This is a genomic window from Embleya sp. NPDC056575 (assembly GCF_042793325.1).
In the GTDB taxonomy this organism is placed as follows: domain Bacteria; phylum Actinomycetota; class Actinomycetes; order Streptomycetales; family Streptomycetaceae; genus Embleya.
In genome coordinates, this window is sequence record NZ_JBHTVA010000022.1 from 113342 (window position 1) to 135224 (window position 21883).

Genomic DNA, 21883 nt, shown 5'->3' on the forward strand with positions numbered 1-21883 from the left:
GGTGTGGCGGGGTCGGACGACGGATGAGGGTGTGCGGCGGTCAGGCGGCGCGGGGTACGCCCGGCAGGAGCGCGAGCAGGGCGTCGGCCACGTCCGCGGCCCCGTCGACACCGACGGTCGCGGTCAGCGCGCCCCAGTCGTCGGCCCCGGCGGCGGCGCCGCGCAACGCGGTCAGGATGGCGTCACGCAACACGACGGTCGTGCTCCGGCCCGCCGTGTCGGCGGCCGCCGCGGCGATTCCGGCGTAGATGCGCTCCAGGGCGTGGTCCTCGCCGCGAGTGCGCAGCGACAGCGCCTCCTCTTCGGCGAACACCGCCTTGGGCCAGGTGATTCGGGTCTTCGTGCCGATCGCGCGGCTGTGGAAACGGCCGTTGAAGATCTGGCTGAGGTTCTGTGGCGGCAGGCACAGCGTGGGCACGTGCTGCCGGCCGGCTTCGAGGAGGGTGGTCAGGCCCGGGGAGGTCAGCAGCACGTCGCAGCCGGCGAGCCGGTCCAGGAACTCGCCGTGTGCGAGCGCGCCCGTGGTCACATGTGGCGGGGTGATCGACGCGTCCACGAGGCGCCCGGCGAGGTCGGCCGGCAGGTTGCCGGCGAGGTGTACCTCGTGCACCCCGTGGGCCGCGAGCGCTTCCAGGACGGCGGGAACGACGATGCGCGGATAGGCGGTCCAGTCGGCGAGCCGAGGTGCGCGCAGGCCGCCGAGACTGACCAGGGCGGTGCGGTGGGCACCGCCGGCGGAGGCCGACCGCTCGGCGCGGGGCGGGGTGCCGACGACTGCGCCCACCCAGCGCAGCGCTCGCACGGATGCGAGCACGTCCCGGCATTCGGCGGGCAGTTCGACGCACCTTTGCGCGCAGTAGACCGTCGCCTCCAAGGGCAGCGCCGCCCGGTCCCCCTCGCCCCACATGAACGGCAGGCTGTCCACGAACACGGTCGGTACGCCGGCCGCCTCCGTCGCCTTGGCGACGGCACCGTCCAGGACGACGACCGCGGCCACCGCCGCTTCCGCGCCGGCGACGGCGGCGACGGCTTCGGGTACGTCCTCGGCGTCGTCCGGCAGGTCGTACCAGCGCTCGATGGCGTGTTCGGACAACACCGGCCGGCCGAGCCCGGAGGCCAGGCCGACGAATCGCAGCGGCACGGCCGAGCGTTCGTGCAAGGCCGCGAGGATCGCGCCGAGTTTTCCCGAGCTGCCCCAGCCGAATTCCGCTCCGGAGACGATTACGGTTCGTGTACTGGAATCAGTGCGCAATTGAATCCGTCTCGACTTCCCGGTCGGCGGTTGGCGACATCAATCTAGGTCGCCGCCCCGGAGCCATGCAACCAGTTAGTCGAGATTCGCCCGTATGCACGAATGCTATTTCCATCGGAATTTCAACGATCCGAGAATACGGATCGCTTATATGAGAATCGGCATCGTTGGACGCGACAACGGCTCGCCCACGGGCCGACTCCCGCCAATCCCCGCCGGTCCGCCCGGCCTTGTCGGCAAGGTGGCCAACAGCTTATTATCCACCTTGCCAATAGGAGGGTCATGACCGGACGACGCAGGCGCACGCCCGAGCAGGCACGGGAGGAGATCCTGGAGGCCGCCACCGAACTCATCGCGCGACACGGCCCGGACGGTGTGGGGTTGCGCCGGGTCGCGGAAGCGGTCGGTGTGACACACGGACTGGTGACGCACTACTTCGGCACGTACCGGGCACTGGTGCGGGCCGTCCTGCAACGCGAGAACGAGCGCAAACGCGAACTGGTCCGCGAACGTATGCGCGCCGACGGGGGCGTGCCCTTCGCGGGCGGCATGACGCGGGTCCTGTTCGACATCGTCGCGGACGAGCGCTACGTACGGCTGTGGGCCTGGTCCCAACTGCACGACTGGGACGTCGAGACGCCCGGGGCGAACCTCTCCAAACTGGTCGACGCCGTGGAAGAGGGGGTGCGCAGCGTGCTCCCCCCGCCCGGGGGGCCGGATCGGGCCCGGATCGAGATGGTCGTCCTCCTGGCCCTGTCCGGCTCCTACGGCTATGCCATGGGCCGACGGTACTGGCTCACCGACCTCGGCCGTGATCCCGACGACCCGGGCCACGACGAGGCCTTCCGCACCGCCCTGTCCGCAGTCCTCGCCACCCACCTCGAAGGATGACGCCATGACCGCCGACCCCGGACACCCCGACCCCGAGCGGCACGTTGCGAGCGACCCGAAGCAGCTGGTCCTCGCCGCCGACGACGACCGATACCGGGCCGAGGAACGCCTGCGCGGCGCCGTCGAGAACGGCCGGCTCGCCGTGGACCGACTGGGGCCCCGGCTCGACGAGGTGCACGCGGCGCGCACCCGCGCCGAACTGGAGGTCGCCTGCCGCGGCCTCCCCGAACCGGGCCCCCGGGACACCCTCGTGGTGGACCGCGCGCCCACCTCCGGCCGCTTCGTATCCGGGATCTTCAGCGGCTTCGAACGCAAGGGCGAGTGGGTCGTCCCGTCGCGCCTGACCGTCTGGTCGATGTGGGGCGGCGGCCGACTGGATCTGTCCGAGGCCCGCTTCGCCGGCCGGCACACCGAGATCCGGGCCGTCTCGCTCTGGGGCGGCACCAGGATCCTGGTGCCGGACGACATCGAGGTCGAGGTCAGGGGGTTCGGCCTGTTCGGCGTCGTGGACAAACGGGTCGCCCGCAAACTCGACAAGCCCGCCACACCACGCGTCGTGATCAGGGGTTTCGCCCTTTTCGGCGCCGTCGTGACCCGGAACAAGCAGCCCGCCGGATCACCCCCGAAGAGCTGACCCGGCGAAGCCGTCGTCACCCACACTCGGACCCAACCACCGCTTTCCGAGCGGAAGTTCACCCTGGCGTGGCTACACCGAGAGCGGAACCGGGTGGAACGTGTCCGCCAGGTGGCCCGCGGGTGTGCCGTGCGGCGGACGGCGGGGGGATCAGGCGACCCGGGTGGATGTGTGGTCGTCGCCGGGCAGGTGGATGTCGTCGACGGCCACGTTCACCTCGACCACTTCCAGGCCGGTCATGCGCTCGACCGTGGCGATGACGTTTCCGCGTACCGCCTGACCCAGTTCGGCGATCGGGACGCCGTACTCCACCACCAGGTTCAGGTCGAGGGCGCACTGGCGCTCGCCGACCTCCACGCTCACCCCGTGCGCCACGTTCGGCCGACCGCCCGGTACCCGCTGCCGCACCGCGTCCAGCGCTCGCGCCACCGAGCCGCCCAGGGCGTACACGCCCTCGATCTCCCGGGCGGCCACACCGGTGATCTTCGCGATCACGCCGTCGGCGATCGCGGTGCGACCACGCGTGCCCGCGGTCGTCGGCTCCACCGTTTGCGGCGAGCGGTCCGGCCCACCCGGCGCGAGTCCCGCGCCGCCGACGACCTCGGGCGCCATCGCCACCGTATCCGTCACGTTCTTCGACTCAGCCATCACACGCGACCCTTCTTCGGCTACGGCCAGGGTTACAGCTGCGGTTCCGGGCCTCGGTTCGTGCCCGCCACCCACAGACTCCGTGACCGGCCGTCTGCCCCCGCCGGGCGCACTCATTCCCGCCGGCGCGCCCCGGCCTACATGGCGACCCACGGAACACCGCCCGTGTTCCCCGTACGGCCGTTCTCGGTGCAGTGCGCGGGCGGCGTGGCGCCGTACACGTATTGGATGAAGTCGCGCAGGTCGTTACGCCAGTAGTCCCAGCCGTGTTCACCGGGACCGGTGCAGTAGCGCGGCGTGAACGACGTACCGATGGCCGCGCGCAGTTGGTCGTTCCACGTCTTGATGTCCGACTCCCCCTGCCCGCTGGGCAGTCCCCGGCCGTCGGCGCCACCGGAGTACATCGCGAACTTGCCCGAACTGCCCGCGTAATCCGCGTACTTGCCCGCCCCGGCCATGCCCACCGGGGTGATCGCCGGCCAGTTCGCCTGGGGCCCGTAGACGGCCTCGGTGCGCTCCAACGGGGTACCGAACACACGGTAGTTCGGGTCGATCAGCCCGTTCCAGGAGGTCGCCGCGCCATAGCCGAGCATCGAGTCGGCCACCCGGTTCAACGCCCGGTCGTCGGCGAGCGTGGTGCCGCCCGAGAAGGCCCCAACCGCCGAGAACCGGTCCCGCAGATCGGCGGCGTAGCGCAGCGCGCCGAGTCCGCCCATCGACACACCCGCGATCGCGCGTCCCGAACGGTTGTCGATCGTGTTGAAGTTCGCGTCGATCCAGGGCACCAACTGCCGCATGTGGAACGTCTCCCACATCGGCGCGAAGTTGCCCTGGGTGTGTCCGGCCCAGTCGGTGTACCAACCGGCCTTGCCGCCCTCGGGCATGACCACGATGCCCTTGAACGTGCGCCGGTCGATCGTGTTCGGCGCGTCGCCCGCGTCCGACTCGGACCACTGCTCGAAGTCGCCGAACCCGCCGTGCAGCAGGTACAACACCGGATACGCCTTGGCGGGATCGGTCGCGTAGTCGTCCGGCAGCCAGATCCGCACCTTGACCGGCACGGTGACCGGGTCGATCGACGGCGTACCGCCGCGCGCCCGCATGATCGCCGAGGTGGTCATCGTGGCGTCGTACATTTTGCGATCGCTGAGCAGGTTCGAGTTCGTCCACTGGGTGAGCGTGATGCCGTGCGAGTTCGCCGCCGGCAGCGGCGGTGCGGGCGGCGGCGGGAACGCCTGCGCCTGGGTCGGCACGCCCACCACGGCCGCGATCAACGCCGCCGCGACGGCGCACACCATCGCCGCGCGACGCACGCGACGGCGGACGCGCCCCGATGCGCGGGGCCCACCCCGGGTCCCACCCCGCCCCGGTGCGTGCGTTCCGTTCGTTCCGTCTTCGTCGTTTGTGCCGTCCACGAACACCCCCGCCGGCTCTTCGCCGTATCGATGTGCCCCCACGCGGGCCCGACCTGGCGCAACCCTGGCCGACCCGAGGCGGCCTGTCCTCCCGCACACGGTGGACATCGCGGGTAAACCTGCGCGGTAGCGCTCGACCCGACCTGCACCCGCAGCGGTACGGCCTCGCCGGCCACGGCGCCCGACCCGGATGACAGAATCCGGTACATGACGCACCAGGATCGGACGGATTCCATACCCAATCTCGACCCGAACGGTCCGCTGATCGTCGTCGCGGCGGCCATCGTGCACGCGCGGCGTCTCATGGTGGTCAGCAAGAAGGCGGCGCCGGATCTGTTCTACCTGCCTGGCGGCAAGCCCGACCCGGGCGAGAACCCGCTGCAGACGCTGCGCCGCGAACTGGACGAGGAACTGGGCGCGCGGCTCGTGGCACCGCGCTTCCTCGCCGACTTCGACTCCGTCGCCGCCCTGGAGGGTGTGCCCATGCGACTCACCGTCTTCGAGACCCGCCTGGACCGCGACCCCGTACCGGCCGCCGAACTCGCCGACCTGCGCTGGACGTCCGGGCGCGACGACCACCTGCGCCTCGCCCCCGCGGTCACCGATCACATCCTCCCGCTGCTCCGCCGCACCGGCGCCCTCGCCGCCTGAGGCGATCGCCCGCCGTCGCGGTGCTCGTCCCCGAATTCGGTCGCGTCACCCCCGTACCGCGTGCCACCGTGGCGGATCGAGACGAGGGAGGTCCGATGGCATCGGTCATCATCTGCGGCGCCGGCGTGGTGGGTCTGACCACGGCCCTGTTGCTCGCCCGTGACGGGCACGAAGTGACCGTGTACGAGGGCGACCCATCCCTCCCGCCCGAGGACCCCGCGCAGGCGTGGGCCGCGTGGCAGCGTCCGGGCGTGGCGCAGTTTCGCCAGCCGCACAACCTGCTGCCCCGGTTTCGGGGCGTACTCGCCGAGGAACTGCCCGATGTGATCGAGCGGCTCGTGGCGGCCGGCTGCTTCGAGGGCAGCGCGCTGCATCCGCTGCCGCCGAGCATCACCGATTACGTCCCCCGGCCCGAGGACGACCGTTTCCGCTTCCTCACCGGCCGACGCCCCGTCGTCGAGGCGGTGTTCGCGGCGGCCGCGGTCGCCGCCGGCATCCGTGTGCATCGCGGCGTCCGGATCGCCGGCCTGCTCACCGGCACACCGGTGCTCGCGGACACCACCCATGTGACCGGCGTCCGCACCGCCGACGGTGCCGAGGCCCACGCCGACCTGGTGATCGACGCGACGGGCCGCCGCACACGCTCGGCGCGTTGGCTTGCCGACATCGGCGCACAGGAGCCGGCCGTCGACGCCGAGGACGGCGGATTCGCCTACTACACCCGCTACTTCACCGGCCCGCGGCAGCCGGTGCGACGCGGTGCGCCCTACACCGAATACGACACGTTCGCCCTGCTGACCATTCCGGGCGACAACGACACCTGGTCCGTCACCGTCGTCACCACCTCGGGCGACACGCCGCTCAAGGCGCTCCGCGATCCCGAGATCTTCACCCGGGTGGTCGCGGCCTGCCCGGCCCAGGCCCACTGGCTCGCCGGTACACCCGTCACCGACATCGTGGTGATGGCCGGAATCCTCGACTGCCGCCGCCGGTTCGTGGTGGACGGGCGCCCGGTCGTCACCGGCTTCGCGGCCGTCGGCGACGCGTGGGCGTGCACCAACCCCACCGCCGCCCGCGGCCTCAGCGTCGGCCTGGTCCACGCCCAACTGCTGCGCGACGTGCTCCGCGAACACGCCGATGCCCCGGCCGAGTTCCCCCTGGCATGGGACGAGGCCACCGAACGCGTCGTCACCCCGTACCACCGGGACCAACTCGTCGCCGACCGCGCTCGCGCCGCCGCGATGAACCCGGACCGCACCGCCGAACCACCCCCCGCCCAAAGCCCGTTCGGCGCGGCCGCGTTCCACGACGCCGACCTCTTCCGTGCCCTCCTGGAGACCGCCACGTGCCTGGCCCTCCCCGCGGACGTACTCACCCGCCCGACCGTCCGACGCAAACTCCAAACCCCCCAGCCCGGAGCCACCCCACCCAACTCCGGCCCCCAGGGCCTCACCCGCACCCACCTGCTCCAACTGCTGGCCGACTGACGCCGCCGCCCGCGCACGCTCGGCGCCGGCGGGCCGGATTCTCATCTGCTGCCGGAGGACGACGCCGCCGTGTCGCGAGCGGTTTCCACGTTGCCGTGGAGGTCGTGTGCGGCGTCGGCGACGCCGAGTGAGGTGATGGTGACGCAGGCGGCCAGCAGGATTGCCGCCACGCGGGCTTTGGGGTGGCGCCGTTGCGGGATGGGTGCCAGGAGCGCGGCGACGCGTCGGGGCATCGGTCCGCCGACCACGGACAGGGCGAGGCGCGAGCGTCGCGGGCCCGTGTGCGCGGCGAGCGCCGCACGGGCCAGAGCGCGGGCCGCCAGCCGGCGGTCCGCGACAGCCTCCGCGGCGGTTTCGTCCGCCCATCGCTCCACGCCGTAGGCGACCACCGTGCGAAGCGGGCGCAGGGCGGGGTTGACGGCCACCGCGAGTTCGACCGCCGCGAGAAAGAAGTGGTGTCCGCCGGCGAGGTGGGCGCGCTCATGGGCGAACAGGACCTCGCGCTCGTCCACGTCCAGCGCGCGCAGCATCGCCGTACTGACCACGACACGGGAGGGCCGGCCCGGCAGCGCGTAGGCGATTGCCGACTCGTCCACCACCACGGCCAGTTCGGTACCCCCCGGCGAAACCGGGCCGAGTCGGCGGGCGTCGACCAGGTCGCGCCACAGCAGCCACCCCGTGCGCGCCAGGGACACCAGGGCGGCGGTCAACGCCACCGCCGCCAGGACGCCGATCATCGGCCGGTCGGCGAGGGCTCCCTCGCGCACCGCGGCGGGCGTGTAGTCGCCCAGGACCGCCACCGCCGGGAGTTGCACCAGGGCGCCGCCGACAAGCAGTGCCAATGCGGCGACCGTCGCGCCGCCCAGGACGACGGCCGCCATCGTGAACAGCCGGACCGCCCGGCGTGGGGACATCCCGTCGGCGAGGACCTCCCAGCGCGACGCACTCGCCACCGCCGGGAGCAGGAGCGGCACAAGCAGGGGGATCCATACGGCGTACGTCACGTCGACCCCCCTTCCGTGGGGTGTCGAGACGCGCCCGGCTCGGGTTCGACGGGGGGATCGGCCGCGGCGAGGTCCAGGAGTTCGCGCAGTTGGCGCTCCTCGGCGCGGCCCAGGCGCGAGACGAAGCGGGCCAGGACCGTTCGTCGGTCGGGCTCGCGGTCGAGTTCGGCGTGCATGCGGTCGGCGGCCATGCTCGGCAGGTCCGCGACCGGCGCGTACGCGAACGCCCGACCCACGGGCGTACGCGTCACCACGCCCTTGTCGAGCAGCCGGGTCAGGATCGTCACCACGGTCGTGCGCGCCAGTGTCTCCCCCAGCGCGGCGCGGACCTCGCCGGGAGTCAACGGCCCCTCGGCCGCACCGAGCACACCGAGTATCGAACTCTCCAATTCGCCCGCCGCCCGGCGGCCACGACCGGTGGTCACGACAACACCCTCTCGCATCGTCTACAGTTCGTGACGTCTACAGTCTGTAGACACCGAGGCGGAGTCTACGCGACCAGGCCCCGGCGCGCCCGCGCGCATCGGCGCGCACCGTCGACCGGAACACGTGGACCAACCCCGATCGGTTCCCCCGGGCCCGGTGGTGCATCCATACCGGCACCCACCATCCGAAGACCCGACATGCCCGGAAGAGGCCCTCATCCCATGACCGCGCCCATGTACGACCAAGCCATGGACGGAGCCCGGATCGACGGCGACTGGTACACCGCCGTCACCGACTTCGCCCATGACACCCCCTGGCTCAACGCGACCGCCCTCGCCTGGACGACCTATGGCGCGGCCCTGTTCGTCGTACTCCTCTGCGTCGGTTGGTGGCGGGCCAGGCGCGCCGACGCCGCGACCATGACCGCGGCCCTTGCCACCATCGCCGCCACCGGAATCGCCTACCTCGTCAACTCCGGCATCAAGGACGCTTTCGTCGAACCGCGCCCGTGCCGGGCGCTTCCGCACGCCTTCCTCGTGGAGGCGTGCCCCGCGGCGAACGACTACGCCTTCCCGAGCAACCACACCACCGTCGCCTTCGCCGCGGCCGTCGGCCTCCTCCTGGTCGATCGCCGACTCGGCGTCCTCGCCCTGATCGCCGCCGTGCTCATGGGCGCCTCACGCGTGTACGTCGGGGCGCACTATCCACACGACATCGCCGCCGCGGCCCTGGTCGGCGGCGGCGTCGCCCTGATCACCGTGCTCCCGGCCCGCAGGCTCGCCACCTCGACCGTGGCGCGCCTGCGCACCGGCCCACTGCGCCCGATCCTGCTCCACACCTAGGGCCTGTTCTGAGTTCGGATCACGATCGGGTCATTCCGGCCTCGGCGTCCGGGGGAATGCGGTAGACCGGACGGCATGACCCGGGGTGATCTGTCGGATGGCGAGTGGGAGTTGGTCGAGCCGCACCTGCCGTTGGGGGTGTCCGGGCCGATTCCTGACCTGCGGAGCTACTTCAACGCGGTGATGTGGCGGTTCCGGACCAGCAGCCCGTGGCGGGACGTCCCGGATCGCTACGGTTCCTGGTCGACGGTCTACGACCGGTTCCGGATGTGGGCCCGCGCGGGGATCTTCCAGTCCGTCATGGACGCGATGATCGCGGAGGCCGCAGCCCGCGGCGACGTCGATCTCGGCCTGGTCGGCGTCGACTCGACCACCGCACGCGCGCACCAGCACGCGGCCGGGATGGCCGTGGACCCCGCGCTCCTGGACGACCTGACGAAAGCCGTGACCGAGGAAAAGGGGCTCCGCGAAAGGGACGAAACGACACCGCGCCGGAACCGGCCGACCCCGAGCGGGAACGACGGCGGGCGGAACGCCGACGGCGCAAAGCCCGACTGAAGGCAGCCGGCCTGGGCCGGTCCCGCGGCGGGCTGACCAGCAAGGTCCACCTCGCCGCCGACCGGCGGTGCCGCCCGCTGTCCATCGTGCTGACGCCCGGGCAGGCCGCCGACAGCCCGCAGTTCGTCCCGGTCATGGACAAGATCAGGGTCCGCGGGCCCGTCGGGCGCCCGCGCACCCGGCCGGACGCGGCGGCCGGCGACAAGGCGTACTCCTCTCGCGCCAACCGCGCCTACCTGCGCCGACGCGGCATCAAGGCGGTGATCCCGGAGAAGGCCGACCAGGCCGCCAACCGCAAACGCAAAGGCCGACACGGCGGCCGCCCGGTCAGCCACGACCCCGAGCTATACAAGCAGCGCAACACCGCCGAACGCTGCATCAACCGGATGAAGGACTGGCGCGGCATCGCCTTCCGGACCGACAAGACCCCGGACAGCTACCTCGCCGGACTCCACCTACGCGGCGCCATCCTCTGGCTCCGCAGCCTGCCCACACAGCCATGATCCGAACCTAGAACAGGCCCTAGGTGTTTCCAGTCGGTCGCGTCGATCCGCCGCCCCCGACCCGGCGCGCGTCCGGGCGGAACGCCGGTTGAAGAAATATGTAGACCGGTCTAGTCTCACACTCCATGGGACAGAAGGGCGCCGACACGCGCGACCGACTGCTGGACGCGACCCGCGATCTCGTCGAGGCCGGCGGCTACTTCGGCGCGGGCCTCAATCAGGTGATCGCGGCCAGTGGCGCGCCGCGCGGGTCGCTCTACTTCCATTTCCCCGGCGGCAAGGACCAGATGGTCGGCGAGTCCGTCCGCCGAGCCGGCCGGTCGATCGGCGACGCGATGGGAGGACTGGCCGAATCCGGCGCGCCCGCCGCCGAGTTCGTCGAGACCGTACTGCGCCTGCTGGGCGACCGCCTGGAGGGGTCGGACTGGCTCAAGGGATGCCCCGTGGCCACCGTCGCACTGGAGACGGCCGCCACCAACGACGCGCTCCAGCAAGCCTGTTCGGAGGTCTACACCTCCTGGGAGGCGATCCTGCGCGCCCGACTGGCCGACCACCCGGACGCCGACGACCTCGCCGTCACCATCCTGGCCCTCGTCGAGGGCGCCCTCCTCCTGGCCAGGGCGCACCGCAGCCGCGACCCGCTCGACCGCGTCGCCCGCCGCATCACCGCCCTCCTGAGCTGAACGCCCGCCGGACCCGCTCCGGCCCACGCCTGTCCACGCCTGTCCAAAAAATATGTAGATCGGTCTACCGATCGTCACATCACCCAAGGAGCCCCATGGACGCCATCGTCTTCGGCGCGACCGGCTTCATCGGCCGTGCCCTCGTCGCCGAGTTGCTGGGCCGAGGCCAACACGTGGCCGCCGCCGTCCGCAGCGACACCCTCACCCCCTGGCTCGCCTCCCGAGGCGTCGACACCGGCGGCCTGAGCATCGTCCGGGCCGACATCACCCGTCCGCTCACCGCGCTGCCCGAGGTGTCCGACGTCTACAACACGGCCGGGCGCTACGCCTTCGGCCTGGGCGAGGCCGAGGCGCGCGCGGTCAACGTCACCGGTGCGCTCAACGTGCTCGAATGGGCCGCCTCCCTACCCGGGCTGCGCCGACTGGTCCACGTCAGCGGATACCGGGTCAGCGCCCCCGACGGCACACCCGACTACGCCGGATCGGGCGCGTACGAGGCGTCGAAGCTGGAGGCCGATCTCGCGATACGCGCCCGCGCCCGCGAATCGGGCATCCCGCTGAGCATCGCCAATCCCGGCGTCGTCATCGGACCGGGCCAGTACATCGGCCTCGCGAGCCTGGTCCGCGACCTGTGGCACGGCCGACTGCCCGCGCTGCCCGGCGGGCCCGAGACCTTCGTGCCGATCGTCGCCCTCGACCACCTCGTCCGCTTCCTGGCCGAGATCCCGGCAGCGCCGGCGGGCGAACACCACTGGATCCTCGACGACACCACACCCCCGCTGCCCGAACTCGTCCGCACCATCGCCGACCACGCGGGCGTACCGGCCCCACGGCGCAACATCCCCGTCGGCCTCCTGCGCCGACTGCCGCGCCGGCTCACCAACGCCGACCCCGAGACGTTGTCCTTCCTGTCCACCGACCGCTACCCCACCACCTCAGCCCACACGTTCGCGGCCCGCGTCGGCCTGGCGATGCCCCCGGCCGGCGACGCCCTGCGCGCGTGGACCGACGACCTGGTGGCCACCCGCTTCGGCACCGCGACGCCCTGGGCGAGCCCGTACGGCTTCCGCACCGTCGCCGGCAGCTCCACGTGGGTGGTCGGCGAACGACACCGCCCCGCCCACGTCCTCCTGCACGGCCTGCCGCTGAACGCCGACCTGTGGGCACCCGTCGCCGCCCACCTCACCGAGCCGTTCCTGGCCGCCGACCTCCCCGGCCTGGGCCGCTCGGCCGCCGCGCACTCGGTGGACGCCTGGCTGGCCGACCTGTTGCGCCCGGTCCGCACCCGCCCCGTCCTGGTCGCGCACTCGTCGGCCTGCGACCCGGCGCTGCGCTTCGCCGCCGCGCATCCGGAGCGCGTCGGCGCACTCGTCCTCGTCGCCCCGGCGTTCCTGCGACCTCCCGCCGCCCGCCTCACCCGCTCCGGCGCGGCCGTCCCGAGGTTGCGCCGGATGTCTGCCGCCCGCCTGGCCGAAGCGCTCGGCGTCCCGCAGAGCCCGGCGGTGGCCGGTGCGGCGGCCGACCTGCGCCGTCCCGGCGCGGCGGGGCGCGTGGTCCGCGCCCTGCGCACCACCGTCGCCGAACGCGAGCACTCCCGGGCCCTGTCGGCCCGCCTCCGGGTCCCGGTCCGGATCCTCGTCGGCTCGGCGGACCCACTCGCCGTCCCGGTCGACCACCCCGTGACCGAGATCGCCGGCGCCGGCCACTATCCGCAACTCGTCGCCCCGGCCGAGGTCGCCCGCCACCTCGCCGACACGACCGTGGAAGCGTGAAGCGGTGCCCGCCCGCCCTACCCACGAGTCCGGCCGCGGCCGACAGCCGACGTGGTCGAGGTCGATCCGAAACAGCCTCGACCCCTGCCCCGTGTCCGCGGTGACCAGGGCGTGTGTACACATCAGCGCGCCCGAGCAGTAGCGCCGGACCCCGTCCAGCACCCACCCCCCGTCCCGAGCCGTCGCGACCAACACCCGCCACCGCGCGTCGGTCGCGCCGGCCCCGGGCAGGGCGAGATTCGCGCCCGGACCTGCCGTGAACTCGGCGAACCATCGACCCACCCGATCCGTGTGCCCACCCGGCGACGCCATCGCACCCCGGCCGAGATATCGCACGGTAACCAACTCGCCGACGCGGACCGTCCGTTGGGTGGAGTGCGGGGTGGCGTGACTCGTGAGGTGCCCGATGCCGGGTGTGCGGTCGGGGCGGCCGGGCAGAGGTGGGTGGAGCCATCGGATCCGAGGACGTCGGACGCAGGTCGGCAAACGTGCCGCGACGCCGTCGCCGCACGTCCGACCCGGAGGTGCACGACGGGTGTGCACATCCGGCGCGGCTGTCGTGGTTCGGGCCCACACCCCCGCGACAGACGTACGCACGCCGGCAATGGCAGTCGCCGCCGGCACCGCACCGAGATCCGTCAGGATCGGCTGGAGTCCCGACATGAACTCCCTTCCCCACACCCCCTCTTCCACCCCGGTCCACATCCGCTTCCGGGTCCTGCCGAACACCCCCGGCACGCCGGCACGGTTGCGTGCCGAGGTGCGCGGCAGACTCCGCGCATGGGGTTGGCCGCAGGAGCGCGCGGACGACGTCGTCCAGGTCGTCTCCGAACTCGTGGGCAACGCCCTGCGCCACACCGGCGGCGAGGCCCACCTGCGGCTGACCCGCACCTCGGACGGCGTCGACGTCGAAGTGGCGGATCACCACCGCGAACTCCTCGTGCTCCGACGTCCCGCGGACGGCGACGGCGGCCACGGCCTCCACCTGCTCGACCTGCTCACCACGCACTGGACCGTCGAGCAGCACACCACGGGCAAACTCGTGCGCGCGCACATCCGCCGCTGACCCGGCCCGGGGCGGCGGCGCGGGACACCCGGCGCGCCCACCCGCCGCGTGTCAGGCGCGGCGGAACGGGCAGTCGCAGCAGCATGGATCAGTCGGAAACCCCCGTCCTGGACGCCCTGACCGCCTACCACGAACGCGCCTACACGCCCTTCACCCCACCGGGCCACAAGCAGGGCCGGGGCATCGACGCCCACACGATGGCCGTCCTGGGGCGGGCCGTGTTCGGCTCCGACGTGCTCGCGACCTCCGGACTGGACGACCGCATGTCCACCGGTCGGGTCCTGGAACGGGCCCAGGGGTTGATGGCCGAGGCGGTCCACGCCGAGCACACCTTCTTCTCCACCTGCGGCAGTTCCCTGTCGGTCAAGAGCGCGATGCTCGCGGTCGCGGGACCGCACGAGAAGCTGGTGGTCTCGCGCGACGCGCACAAGTCCGTGGTGTCCGGGCTGATCCTCTCCGGCGTGCGCCCGATCTGGGTGGACCCCGCGTGGGACCCCGAACTGCACCTCGCGCATCCGCCCCGGGCCGAGGCGTACGAGGCCGCCTTCGCCGCCCACCCCGACGCCCGGGGCGCGCTGGTGACCAGCCCGACGCCCTACGGCACCTGCGCCGACCTGATCGGGATCGCCGAGGTGTGCCATCGGCGCGACCGCCCGCTCATCGTCGACGAGGCGTGGGGCGCGCACCTGCCCTTCCATCCCGATCTGCCCACGTGGGCGATGGACGCCGGCGCCGACGTCTGCGTGACCAGCGTGCACAAGATGGGTGGTGGTCTCGAACAGAGTTCGGTCTTCCACCACCAGGGCGACCTGGTCGATCCGCACGTCCTGCGCGCCCGCGCGGACCTGCTCGGCACGACCAGCCCCAACGTGCTGATCCACGCCGCGCTCGACGGATGGCGCGCACACATGGTCGCCAAGGGCCACGAACTCCTGGACGCGGCGCTGCATCGGGCGCACGACGTGCGCGCGACCATCGAGGACATCGACGGCCTGCATGTGAACCGCGCCGAATTCCTCGGCCCCGACCGCGCCCACGACCTCGATCCGCTGCAGATCGTCATCGACATCTCCGCGCTGGGCCCGACCGGTTACGCCGCCGCCGACTGGCTGCGCGAGCAGCACCGGATCAACCTCCACGTATCCGACCACCGCCGGATCAGCGCCCAGCTGACCTACGCCGACGACGACCGCACCACCGCGACACTCACCCACGCCCTGCGTGCCCTGGCCGCGACACCGCCGGCGACGGCGTCCGCACGGGCCCCGGTCCACGTCCCCGATCCAGGTGAACTACGCCTGGAACAGGCGCAGTTGCCCAGGGACGCGTTCTTCGCCGAGACCGAGCAGGTGTCCGCCCGCGCGGCGATCGGCCGGGTCTGCGCCGAAATGCTCACCCCCTACCCGCCGGGCATCCCCGCCGTCCTGCCGGGCGAACGCCTCACCCGCCCCGTCGTCGACTACCTGACTTCGGGAGTACGTGCCGGCATGGTCGTCCCGGACGCCGTGGACCCCGGACTGGACACCATCCGTGTCGTGGCCGACCGCACCGACACCTAGCGGACGTCGAGCACGGCCCGGGGCGGAGCCACCCATCGATCCCTTCCACCTCACGGCCCGCCCACACCCCGTGAAGGGAGCGGGCGGGCGATGCCCGGCGGCACGGAACCGGCGGGAACGAGGCCCAATACACGGGGCGCCATCCGGGGCGTCGCCGTATCACGCTGTCCGCCGCCCCGATGACACAGGGACATCTCCAGGGGAACACACAGTCGCCCGAACTTCGCGCCGACCCGCCGCGCGGGAATCCGCGGGGAACACCGAAAACCGGGGAACACCGGGGCCCGCCGGAAATCGTCGGTAAAACCTGGCGGCCCTCAGGAATGGGTGCCGGAGACCGGGGCACGCACGGAGCGGAGGTACAAACCATGATTCCCCTTCTTGTCGTTCTGCTTCTGGCCCTGATCCTCTTCGGCGCCGGATTCGCGCTCAAGGTGCTGTGGTGGGTCGCCGTAGCCGTCCTGGTCATCTGGCTGCTGGGCTTCCTGTTCCGCTCGACCGGCACCGGCGGGAGCCGAGGCCGCTGGTATCGCTGGTAATCCGAAATACGCGCCCCGACGGCGCGGCCTCCGGAAGGCGGGGCGACGGTGCGTTCGGATTTCGAACATCCGCACCGGCGCACCCGCCTTTCCCGGCTCTCCCGCGCACATCTCTATTCCCACGAGCCTCGTGCGATTCCGGCGAGCCCCGTGGGAATCCACGTGCCTGGCGGGATTACGGCGAGTCACGTGTGATTCCCGTGAGCCCCGCTACGGATTCGCGCGGCGGTTATCGCTGTCGACCGGAGCGAATTCCCGCCGATCCGGGTCCGCCGTCCGGGGCGTGGCGCGGGCCACGAAAAAATCACCGCCGCACCCGGTGCCGACAGGAAGTCGGGGTAGCCGTGCGGCATGACAGATGTGACGCCCCTTGCCGCGGTGGGCATCGCCGCCGCGCTCCTGCTCGCCGTCCTGCTCATCATCCCGGTGGTGGCCGGTGTCCGCCGCAGGCGCCGCCCGCCGCCCCCGCCGCCGCACGGCGGCATTGCCGGCGGCCCGGCGATACGCGACGACATCGGCAGGCGCGAACCCTCCGAGGTTCCTCGGGACGGCCACCGGCGCGGCCCGCACGAGCAGCCCGGCTTCGGCAACCTCGGCTCCCGCCCCGCCGACCCGAGCGGGGACGGCCGGGGCTGATGGTGGGGTACCGGCCGGAGCCCGGTTTGACGGGGCCGGTCTCGGGCCAGACTTCGGAGGTGAACGAGCGTGGGGTGGCGATCGAGGTCCTGCTGGTCGAGGACGATCCCGGGGATGTGCTGCTGACGCGGGAGGCTTTCGCGGACGGCGTCCCCAGTTCCCTGCGTGTGGTGGGCGACGGTGTCGCGGCCCTGGACTTCCTGCACCGACGCGCGGGCTACGAGGACGCGCCCCGGCCGGACCTGATCCTGCTGGATCTCCAGTTGCCCCGGATGGGTGGCCGAGAGGTGCTCGAACACCTGAAGGCCGATGCCGACCTGCGGCGGATACCCGTGGTGGTACTCGCCTCCTCGTCCGCCGAGGAGGACATCCTGCGAAGCTACGACCTGCACGCCAACGCGTACGTGACCAAGCCCGTGAATCTGGACCACTTCGTGGCGATCGTCCGCGGGGTCGACGACTTCTTCCGCTCGATCGTGCGCCTGCCCGACCAGATGTGAACACGGGGCGGCGCACCACACGGTAGCGGCCGACGAATCGGCGCCGTGACCGTGAACCGTGAACCGTGAATCGAAAGGCCCGGCACCATGACCGAAAACGACCTGTCCGACCGGCGCGTCCTGGCGATCGTCACCAACTACGGGGTCGAGCAGGACGAACTGGTCGTCCCCGTCCGGGAACTGCGCGAATCCGGCGCGGAGGTGGCCATCGCGGCGCCCTCGGCGGAGCCGATCCGCACGCTCGTGAGCGACAAGGACCCGGGCGTGGCCGTGGAACCCACGCTCGTCCTCACCGACGTGGACCCCGCCGGCTACGACCTGCTGCTCGTGCCCGGCGGCACGCTCAACGCCGACTCGCTGCGGCTGAACGAAACCGCGCTCGCGATCGTGCGTTCCTTCACCACGTCCGGCCGCCCCGTGGCCGCCATCTGCCACGGCCCGTGGTTGCTGGTCGAGGCCGACGTCGTCCGCGACCGCACGCTGACCTCGTATCCCTCGGTCGCGACGGACATCCGCAACGCCGGCGGCCGCTGGCTCGACGAGTCGGTGGTCCGCGACGACACGGGCGACTTCGTCATGATCACCTCGCGCAATCCGGGCGACATCAAGGACTTCCTCGGCCAGATCGAAACGATCCTCGGCCGGTAGCCGGTAGCCGGTAGCCGGTAGCCGGTAGCCGGTAGCCGGTAGCCGGTAGCCGACCGTCGCAGCGCGAACCCGCCCCCGCCGACACAGGTCGATCGGGGGCGGTTTCGCGTTTGTGCGAAGACGCGACCGGACGGCGCTCAGTTGCCCAGCGCCTGCTGGAGCTGCTTCTTGTTCATCGAGGAACGGCCTTTGATGTCGCGGCGTTTGGCGTCCGCGTAGAGCTGGTCGTAGGTGGGCCCGGTGGACCCGGAGTGCGAATGTTTGCCGCCTCGACGACTGGCGGGCATGTCTTTCAGCGACGTGCGGCTCGCGGTCTTGGACTCGCCCGCCTGGGCACGTTCCTTGTTCACCGTGCGGGCCGCGATCTCCTCGGCGCGCTTGGTGGATTCACCGCGCTTCTTCGCGCTGTCCTTGATGTGCTCGTACTGCCGTTCCCGCTTGGGACTCGATCCCCTGGGCATGGCGCCCCTCCTGTCTCACCGAGTGAAAATCGGACAACACGGCCCGTACCCGGCCTGTCCACGAGCATGCGGCCCGGTACCACGGCCGCGGGTCGACCTGGACGATGGTGCCGCTGTCGCGCGGGCGCATTCGGCGCAGCGCGGCGCGGGTGCCGTTGACGTAGCCCAGGTAGCGGGCCTGCTCGTCCACCCGTGGCCGACCGGCGGATAGGCGCGTTCGCGCCGGTGGCGGCCACGCGTCGGCTCAACCCCGGGGAGAGCGCCGAGCGATGCGCTCGACAAGCCCGAGGGCGACCTCGGAGTGCTCGCCCAGCCACCTGCCGAGCCGGTCCCGAACGGCGTCGCGGACACAGGCGCGCACCGGGGAATTGCCCAACACCCGACGGGTGGAGCCCTCGAACTCGGGACCGTCCAGCTTCACCGATACGACCGCGATCAGGCCCACGCCGATCCGGTCCATGTCGAGATCGGGATCCGTCGCCGTCAGCAACCCTCGCTCTCGCGCGTACGCGGTGAGCGCGGCCGTCAGCCCATCGCGAAAGCCCATCACGTGCGTGCCGCCGACGGTGGGCCGACTGTTGGCGAAACCGCGGACCCGCTCCTCGGTGGAGCCGCCCCAGCGCAGGGCCACCTCCAGCGTCCCCGCCATCCGCACGTCCTCGCACTCGACGTGGACGATGTCCATGGAGGTGGCCGCCGTCGCCGAATCGTCGAGAAACGCGACGAAGTCCCGCGTCCCGCCCGGGAATCGATACCGCGTCGACCCGGGCCGGCCGGGGCCGCGCCGGTCGGTCAGCGAGATCTGCAACTCCCGGTACAGGAAGGCCAGTTCTCGGCAGCGCTCGGCCGACCCGTCGAACGAGTGCTCCGTGGTGGTGAAGATCTCGGCATCGGGCCGGAAGGTCAGGGTGGTCCCGCTCCCGACGGCCGCCCCCGACTCGGTGAGCGGAGTGACGGCTTCACCACGCGCGTACTCCTGGACCCAACGGACCCCGTCCCGCCGCACCTCGGCCGTCAGTCGGCTCGACAGGGCGTTGACGACGGACAGTTCCGCACCGTGCAGGAGCGTCACTTCACGACGGCCGACGGGCCGCACCCCGACCGACATTCGGGTCAACAGGCCCTCCAGGTCGGGCACTCCGAGCCCGTCGTCGGCGACGCACACGGCGCCGTCGGGCAGGAACGTGATGTCGACGGAGCCGCCGGCGCCGGCCAGGATCTCGTTCACCGCCCGATCGACGACCTCGCACACCATGTGATTCAGGCCGCGTTCACCGGTCGAGCCGATGTACATCCCCGGCCGCGCCCGAATCGCCTCCGCTCCGTGGAGCAGCCGGATATGGCTCGCGTCGTACGTGCCGGCGTCGTTGCTCACGATATCCCCTTCGACAACTTGCGACAGGACCCCCAGCCTAGGCAAATCTCGGGAAAACACCAGGTCAGAGCCGGTATGCCGATCCCGCGAGGGGCTGGCTGAACGCCTCCCCGGAGGGGGCGGCCCCGACCCTCGCGAACCCCCGCCCGAGCACGCGTGCGGGTCGGCCCAGCCCCCGTTCGGGGCCATTCTCGACGCCCTCCAGGTCACCGATTCTTTTTCTCCCGGGCCCGTTCCGCGCCGGCGATCGGTGGTCCCGGCGAACTGCGCGGACGATCGGGCCCGTTGGGCGTCCGGGCGACGCGAGCGCCATGGGTAAGGGTGCGACGCAACCGCAGCCGGAAGTCCGCGTGCTCGGCCGGGTCCGGCCGCACCACCTTGACCGCCCCGGCCCGGGTGTCCGCGATCATCCCACTCGCGGGCTCACCCGCGTGCCGTGTTCCCGTCGGCGCCCTCGCCCCGAGGCAGCAGCCCCGTCTCGATCGCGGTGACCACCGCGTGGGTGCGGTCGCTGACGTCGAGTTTGGCGAAGATGCGGAGCAGGTGGGTCTTGACCGTGGCCTCCGCGATCACCAACCGGGCGCCGATGTCCGCGTTGGACAGCCCGTCCGCCACCGCGTTCAGGACCTGGATCTCGCGGGTGGTGAGCACCACCGGGGCGGGTCGGCGCATCCGGGCGACCAGGCGCTCCGCGACCCTGGGCGCCAGTACGGTCTGGCCCCGGGCCGCCGAGCGGATGGCGTCGACCAGTTGTTCGCGGGTGGCGTCCTTGAGCAGATAGCCGATGGCGCCGGCCTCGACCGCGCTCTCGATCTCGGCGTCGGTGTCGTAGGTCGTCAGGATCAACACCCGGGTCCGCTTGCGCAGTCCCACGATGCGGACGGTGGCGGCCACCCCGCCCAGGACCGGCATGCGCAGGTCGAGCAGCGCCACATCCGGTTCGAGCCGCTCGACCAACTCGACCGCGGCCAACCCGTCGCCCGCCTCCCCGACGATCTCGATCGTGGGGTCCGCGGCCAGCAGCGCGACCACCCCCGCCCGCATCACCGAGTGGTCGTCGACCACGACGACGCGCAGCGTCTCCCCGCTCGTGTCGCCGCTCATGTCGCGCTCTCCCGCCGGTAGTCGTGCACATCCGCCACATCCGCCCCGACCGCACCGTCGACGGGAATCATCGCCAGGATCCGGGTACCGTCCCCGACCGAACTGGTGACCGACAACTCGCCGCCCAGCTCGGCCAGTCGCCGGCGCATCCCGTCCAGGCCGAAGCCGCGGGCCTCATCCACCACGAACCCCCGCCCGTCGTCGGTGATCTCCAGTTCCACACCATCGGCGACCCGGGTGAGCACCACACCCACCGTGCCGGCGTCCGCGTGTTTGCGGATGTTGGCCAACGACTCCTGCGTACAGCGCAGCAGCGCGATCCGGGTGCGCTGGTCACACTCGACGTCGGGCAGTTCGGCGTCGACCGTGATCCCCGTGTCCTGGGCGAAACGGTCCAGGGTCCGGCGCAGCACCCGGGCCGGCGATCCGGTGACCAGGCCGCTCTGCGGGGCCGCGCCGACCAGTACCCGGGCCTCGGCCAGGTTCTCCCGGGCGGTGCGCTCGATCGACGACAACTGCCGCGCGCTCGTGTCCGGATCGTTCGCCAGGCCCGAGCGCGCGGCCTCCGCGAGGACCACGATGGACGCGAACCCCTGGGCGAGGGTGTCGTGGATCTCCCGGGCCAGCCGCTCCCGCTCCTCCGCGGCGCCCCGGCGCAGATCGGCGTCGGCCAACCGCTCCCGGGCGCCGGCGAGTTCGCTGTCCAGGGCCCGTACGCGAGCCCCGTTCTGCTCGATGTAGCGATGTACCGACAGGCCGACCGGCACACTCACCGCGTAGGCGATCAGGGTCGCCGTGGTGTTCCCGGTGAGCAGGTCCGGACTCCAGCCCTGCGAGGCGACGCCGCCGAGCACGGTGCCGGCGGCGGCGACGCCGCTGCGCATGATCGAGGGATAGGGGGCGCGGGCGGCGAACCAGAAGTGCGGAAGGCTCGCCACGTACAACGACGCACCGCCGTCGCGCACATAGGCCAGCGCGACCAGGCCGACGATCAGCACCGCCGGGAAGGCGCTCGGCCGCAGCACCCGGTTGCCCGGGAACACCCGCACGATCAGGTAGCACAGGCCGAGCAGGACCGGCAGCCCGACCGCCCACAGCCGCCTCGCACCGGAGTCGCCCGCCCCGGCCAGGGCCATCGGGCCCAGCCCGAGCAGTACCCAGAACAGGATGTACCAGCGGTGCGGCGTCCACATGGGAAAACGCTCGGTGGACCGCGGCCGTTCGAACAT

23 protein-coding genes are annotated in these 21883 nt (G+C 72.0%); 14 read left to right on the forward strand and 9 right to left on the reverse strand.

From position 1 onward, the window contains the following. Nucleotides 1-40: 40 nt before the first annotated feature. Nucleotides 41-1252, reverse strand: coding sequence for a hydroxymethylcytosylglucuronate/cytosylglucuronate synthase (locus ACFRCG_RS19220; RefSeq protein ID WP_380032957.1), 1212 nt, complete (start codon nucleotides 1250-1252; stop codon nucleotides 41-43). Between the two features lie 282 nt (nucleotides 1253-1534). On the opposite strand from ACFRCG_RS19220, the gene ACFRCG_RS19225 reads away from it, so the two are divergent. Next, a complete protein-coding gene (locus ACFRCG_RS19225; RefSeq protein WP_380032959.1) occupies nucleotides 1535-2143 on the forward strand; it encodes a TetR/AcrR family transcriptional regulator in 609 nt (202 codons plus the stop codon). 4 nt (nucleotides 2144-2147) lie between these two features. Then, nucleotides 2148-2777, forward strand: coding sequence for a DUF1707 domain-containing protein (locus tag ACFRCG_RS19230; protein ID WP_380032961.1), 630 nt, complete (start codon nucleotides 2148-2150; stop codon nucleotides 2775-2777). A 150-nt stretch (nucleotides 2778-2927) separates the two neighbouring features. Here the strand turns inward: ACFRCG_RS19230 and ACFRCG_RS19235 are convergent, their stop codons facing one another. Continuing rightward, nucleotides 2928-3425 (reverse strand): Asp23/Gls24 family envelope stress response protein, encoded by a 498-nt coding sequence (locus ACFRCG_RS19235; RefSeq protein ID WP_380032963.1) that lies wholly within the window; start codon nucleotides 3423-3425, stop codon nucleotides 2928-2930. A 137-nt stretch (nucleotides 3426-3562) separates the two neighbouring features. Further along, a complete protein-coding gene (locus ACFRCG_RS19240; protein ID WP_380032965.1) occupies nucleotides 3563-4738 on the reverse strand; it encodes an alpha/beta hydrolase in 1176 nt (391 codons plus the stop codon). A gap of 309 nt (nucleotides 4739-5047) precedes the next feature. Between ACFRCG_RS19240 and ACFRCG_RS19245 the strand changes: the two genes are divergently transcribed. Beyond that, complete coding sequence (locus ACFRCG_RS19245) at nucleotides 5048-5491, forward strand: NUDIX domain-containing protein (RefSeq protein ID WP_380032967.1); 444 nt, start codon at nucleotides 5048-5050, stop codon at nucleotides 5489-5491. A gap of 95 nt (nucleotides 5492-5586) precedes the next feature. Further along, nucleotides 5587-6978 carry an NAD(P)/FAD-dependent oxidoreductase gene (locus ACFRCG_RS19250; RefSeq protein ID WP_380032969.1) on the forward strand — a complete coding sequence of 464 codons (1392 nt, stop codon included), beginning with the start codon at nucleotides 5587-5589 and terminating at the stop codon, nucleotides 6976-6978. A 41-nt stretch (nucleotides 6979-7019) separates the two neighbouring features. On the opposite strand, the gene ACFRCG_RS19255 is transcribed toward ACFRCG_RS19250, so the two are convergent. Beyond that, the gene (locus ACFRCG_RS19255) at nucleotides 7020-7982 is read right to left on the reverse strand and encodes a M48 family metalloprotease (RefSeq protein ID WP_380032971.1); all 963 of its coding nucleotides are present in this window, start codon (nucleotides 7980-7982) and stop codon (nucleotides 7020-7022) included. Further along, entirely contained in the window at nucleotides 7979-8407 is a 429-nt protein-coding gene (locus ACFRCG_RS19260; protein ID WP_380032973.1) for a BlaI/MecI/CopY family transcriptional regulator, read from the reverse strand. The genes ACFRCG_RS19255 and ACFRCG_RS19260 overlap by 4 nt, the downstream gene beginning before the upstream one ends. Nucleotides 8408-8629: 222 nt before the next feature. On the opposite strand from ACFRCG_RS19260, the gene ACFRCG_RS19265 reads away from it, so the two are divergent. From ACFRCG_RS19265 to ACFRCG_RS19310, 10 genes are all read left to right on the forward strand, one after another. Beyond that, on the forward strand, nucleotides 8630-9250 hold the full coding sequence (locus ACFRCG_RS19265) for a phosphatase PAP2 family protein (RefSeq protein ID WP_380032975.1): 621 nt from the start codon (nucleotides 8630-8632) through the stop codon (nucleotides 9248-9250). Between the two features lie 75 nt (nucleotides 9251-9325). After that, a protein-coding gene (locus ACFRCG_RS19270; RefSeq protein ID WP_380032977.1) for an IS5 family transposase occupies nucleotides 9326-10311 on the forward strand; the annotation gives its coding sequence in 2 pieces (ribosomal slippage) (nucleotides 9326-9733 and nucleotides 9736-10311; 984 coding nt in all). 125 nt (nucleotides 10312-10436) lie between these two features. Then, nucleotides 10437-10994, forward strand: a complete 558-nt coding sequence (locus ACFRCG_RS19275) for a TetR/AcrR family transcriptional regulator (protein ID WP_380032979.1) — start codon at nucleotides 10437-10439, stop codon at nucleotides 10992-10994. 95 nt (nucleotides 10995-11089) lie between these two features. Beyond that, a complete protein-coding gene (locus tag ACFRCG_RS19280; RefSeq protein WP_380032981.1) occupies nucleotides 11090-12766 on the forward strand; it encodes an alpha/beta fold hydrolase in 1677 nt (558 codons plus the stop codon). A 661-nt stretch (nucleotides 12767-13427) separates the two neighbouring features. Beyond that, the gene (locus ACFRCG_RS19285; RefSeq protein ID WP_380032983.1) at nucleotides 13428-13832 is read left to right on the forward strand and encodes an ATP-binding protein; all 405 of its coding nucleotides are present in this window, start codon (nucleotides 13428-13430) and stop codon (nucleotides 13830-13832) included. An 83-nt stretch (nucleotides 13833-13915) separates the two neighbouring features. After that, nucleotides 13916-15391 carry an aminotransferase class I/II-fold pyridoxal phosphate-dependent enzyme gene (locus ACFRCG_RS19290; protein ID WP_380032985.1) on the forward strand — a complete coding sequence of 492 codons (1476 nt, stop codon included), beginning with the start codon at nucleotides 13916-13918 and terminating at the stop codon, nucleotides 15389-15391. A 368-nt stretch (nucleotides 15392-15759) separates the two neighbouring features. Beyond that, nucleotides 15760-15930 (forward strand): hydrophobic protein, encoded by a 171-nt coding sequence (locus ACFRCG_RS19295; RefSeq protein WP_380032987.1) that lies wholly within the window; start codon nucleotides 15760-15762, stop codon nucleotides 15928-15930. A gap of 351 nt (nucleotides 15931-16281) precedes the next feature. After that, nucleotides 16282-16566, forward strand: a complete 285-nt coding sequence (locus tag ACFRCG_RS19300; RefSeq protein ID WP_380032989.1) for a DUF6479 family protein — start codon at nucleotides 16282-16284, stop codon at nucleotides 16564-16566. Between the two features lie 59 nt (nucleotides 16567-16625). Beyond that, nucleotides 16626-17066 (forward strand): response regulator, encoded by a 441-nt coding sequence (locus tag ACFRCG_RS19305; protein WP_380032990.1) that lies wholly within the window; start codon nucleotides 16626-16628, stop codon nucleotides 17064-17066. Nucleotides 17067-17153: 87 nt separating this feature from the next. Then, the gene (locus ACFRCG_RS19310) at nucleotides 17154-17714 is read left to right on the forward strand and encodes a type 1 glutamine amidotransferase domain-containing protein (protein WP_380032991.1); all 561 of its coding nucleotides are present in this window, start codon (nucleotides 17154-17156) and stop codon (nucleotides 17712-17714) included. Between the two features lie 137 nt (nucleotides 17715-17851). Here ACFRCG_RS19310 and ACFRCG_RS19315 read toward each other — a convergent pair whose 3' ends face one another. The 4 genes from ACFRCG_RS19315 to ACFRCG_RS19330 form a co-directional block, all read right to left on the reverse strand. Then, nucleotides 17852-18175 carry a plasmid stabilization protein gene (locus ACFRCG_RS19315; protein ID WP_380032992.1) on the reverse strand — a complete coding sequence of 108 codons (324 nt, stop codon included), beginning with the start codon at nucleotides 18173-18175 and terminating at the stop codon, nucleotides 17852-17854. Between the two features lie 244 nt (nucleotides 18176-18419). Next, a complete protein-coding gene (locus ACFRCG_RS19320) occupies nucleotides 18420-19550 on the reverse strand; it encodes a DNA gyrase subunit B (protein ID WP_380032993.1) in 1131 nt (376 codons plus the stop codon). A gap of 423 nt (nucleotides 19551-19973) precedes the next feature. Next, nucleotides 19974-20654, reverse strand: coding sequence for a response regulator (locus ACFRCG_RS19325; protein WP_380032995.1), 681 nt, complete (start codon nucleotides 20652-20654; stop codon nucleotides 19974-19976). Continuing rightward, nucleotides 20651-21883 (reverse strand): sensor histidine kinase, encoded by a 1233-nt coding sequence (locus ACFRCG_RS19330; protein ID WP_380032997.1) that lies wholly within the window; start codon nucleotides 21881-21883, stop codon nucleotides 20651-20653. Before ACFRCG_RS19330 ends, ACFRCG_RS19325 begins: the two co-directional genes overlap by 4 nt.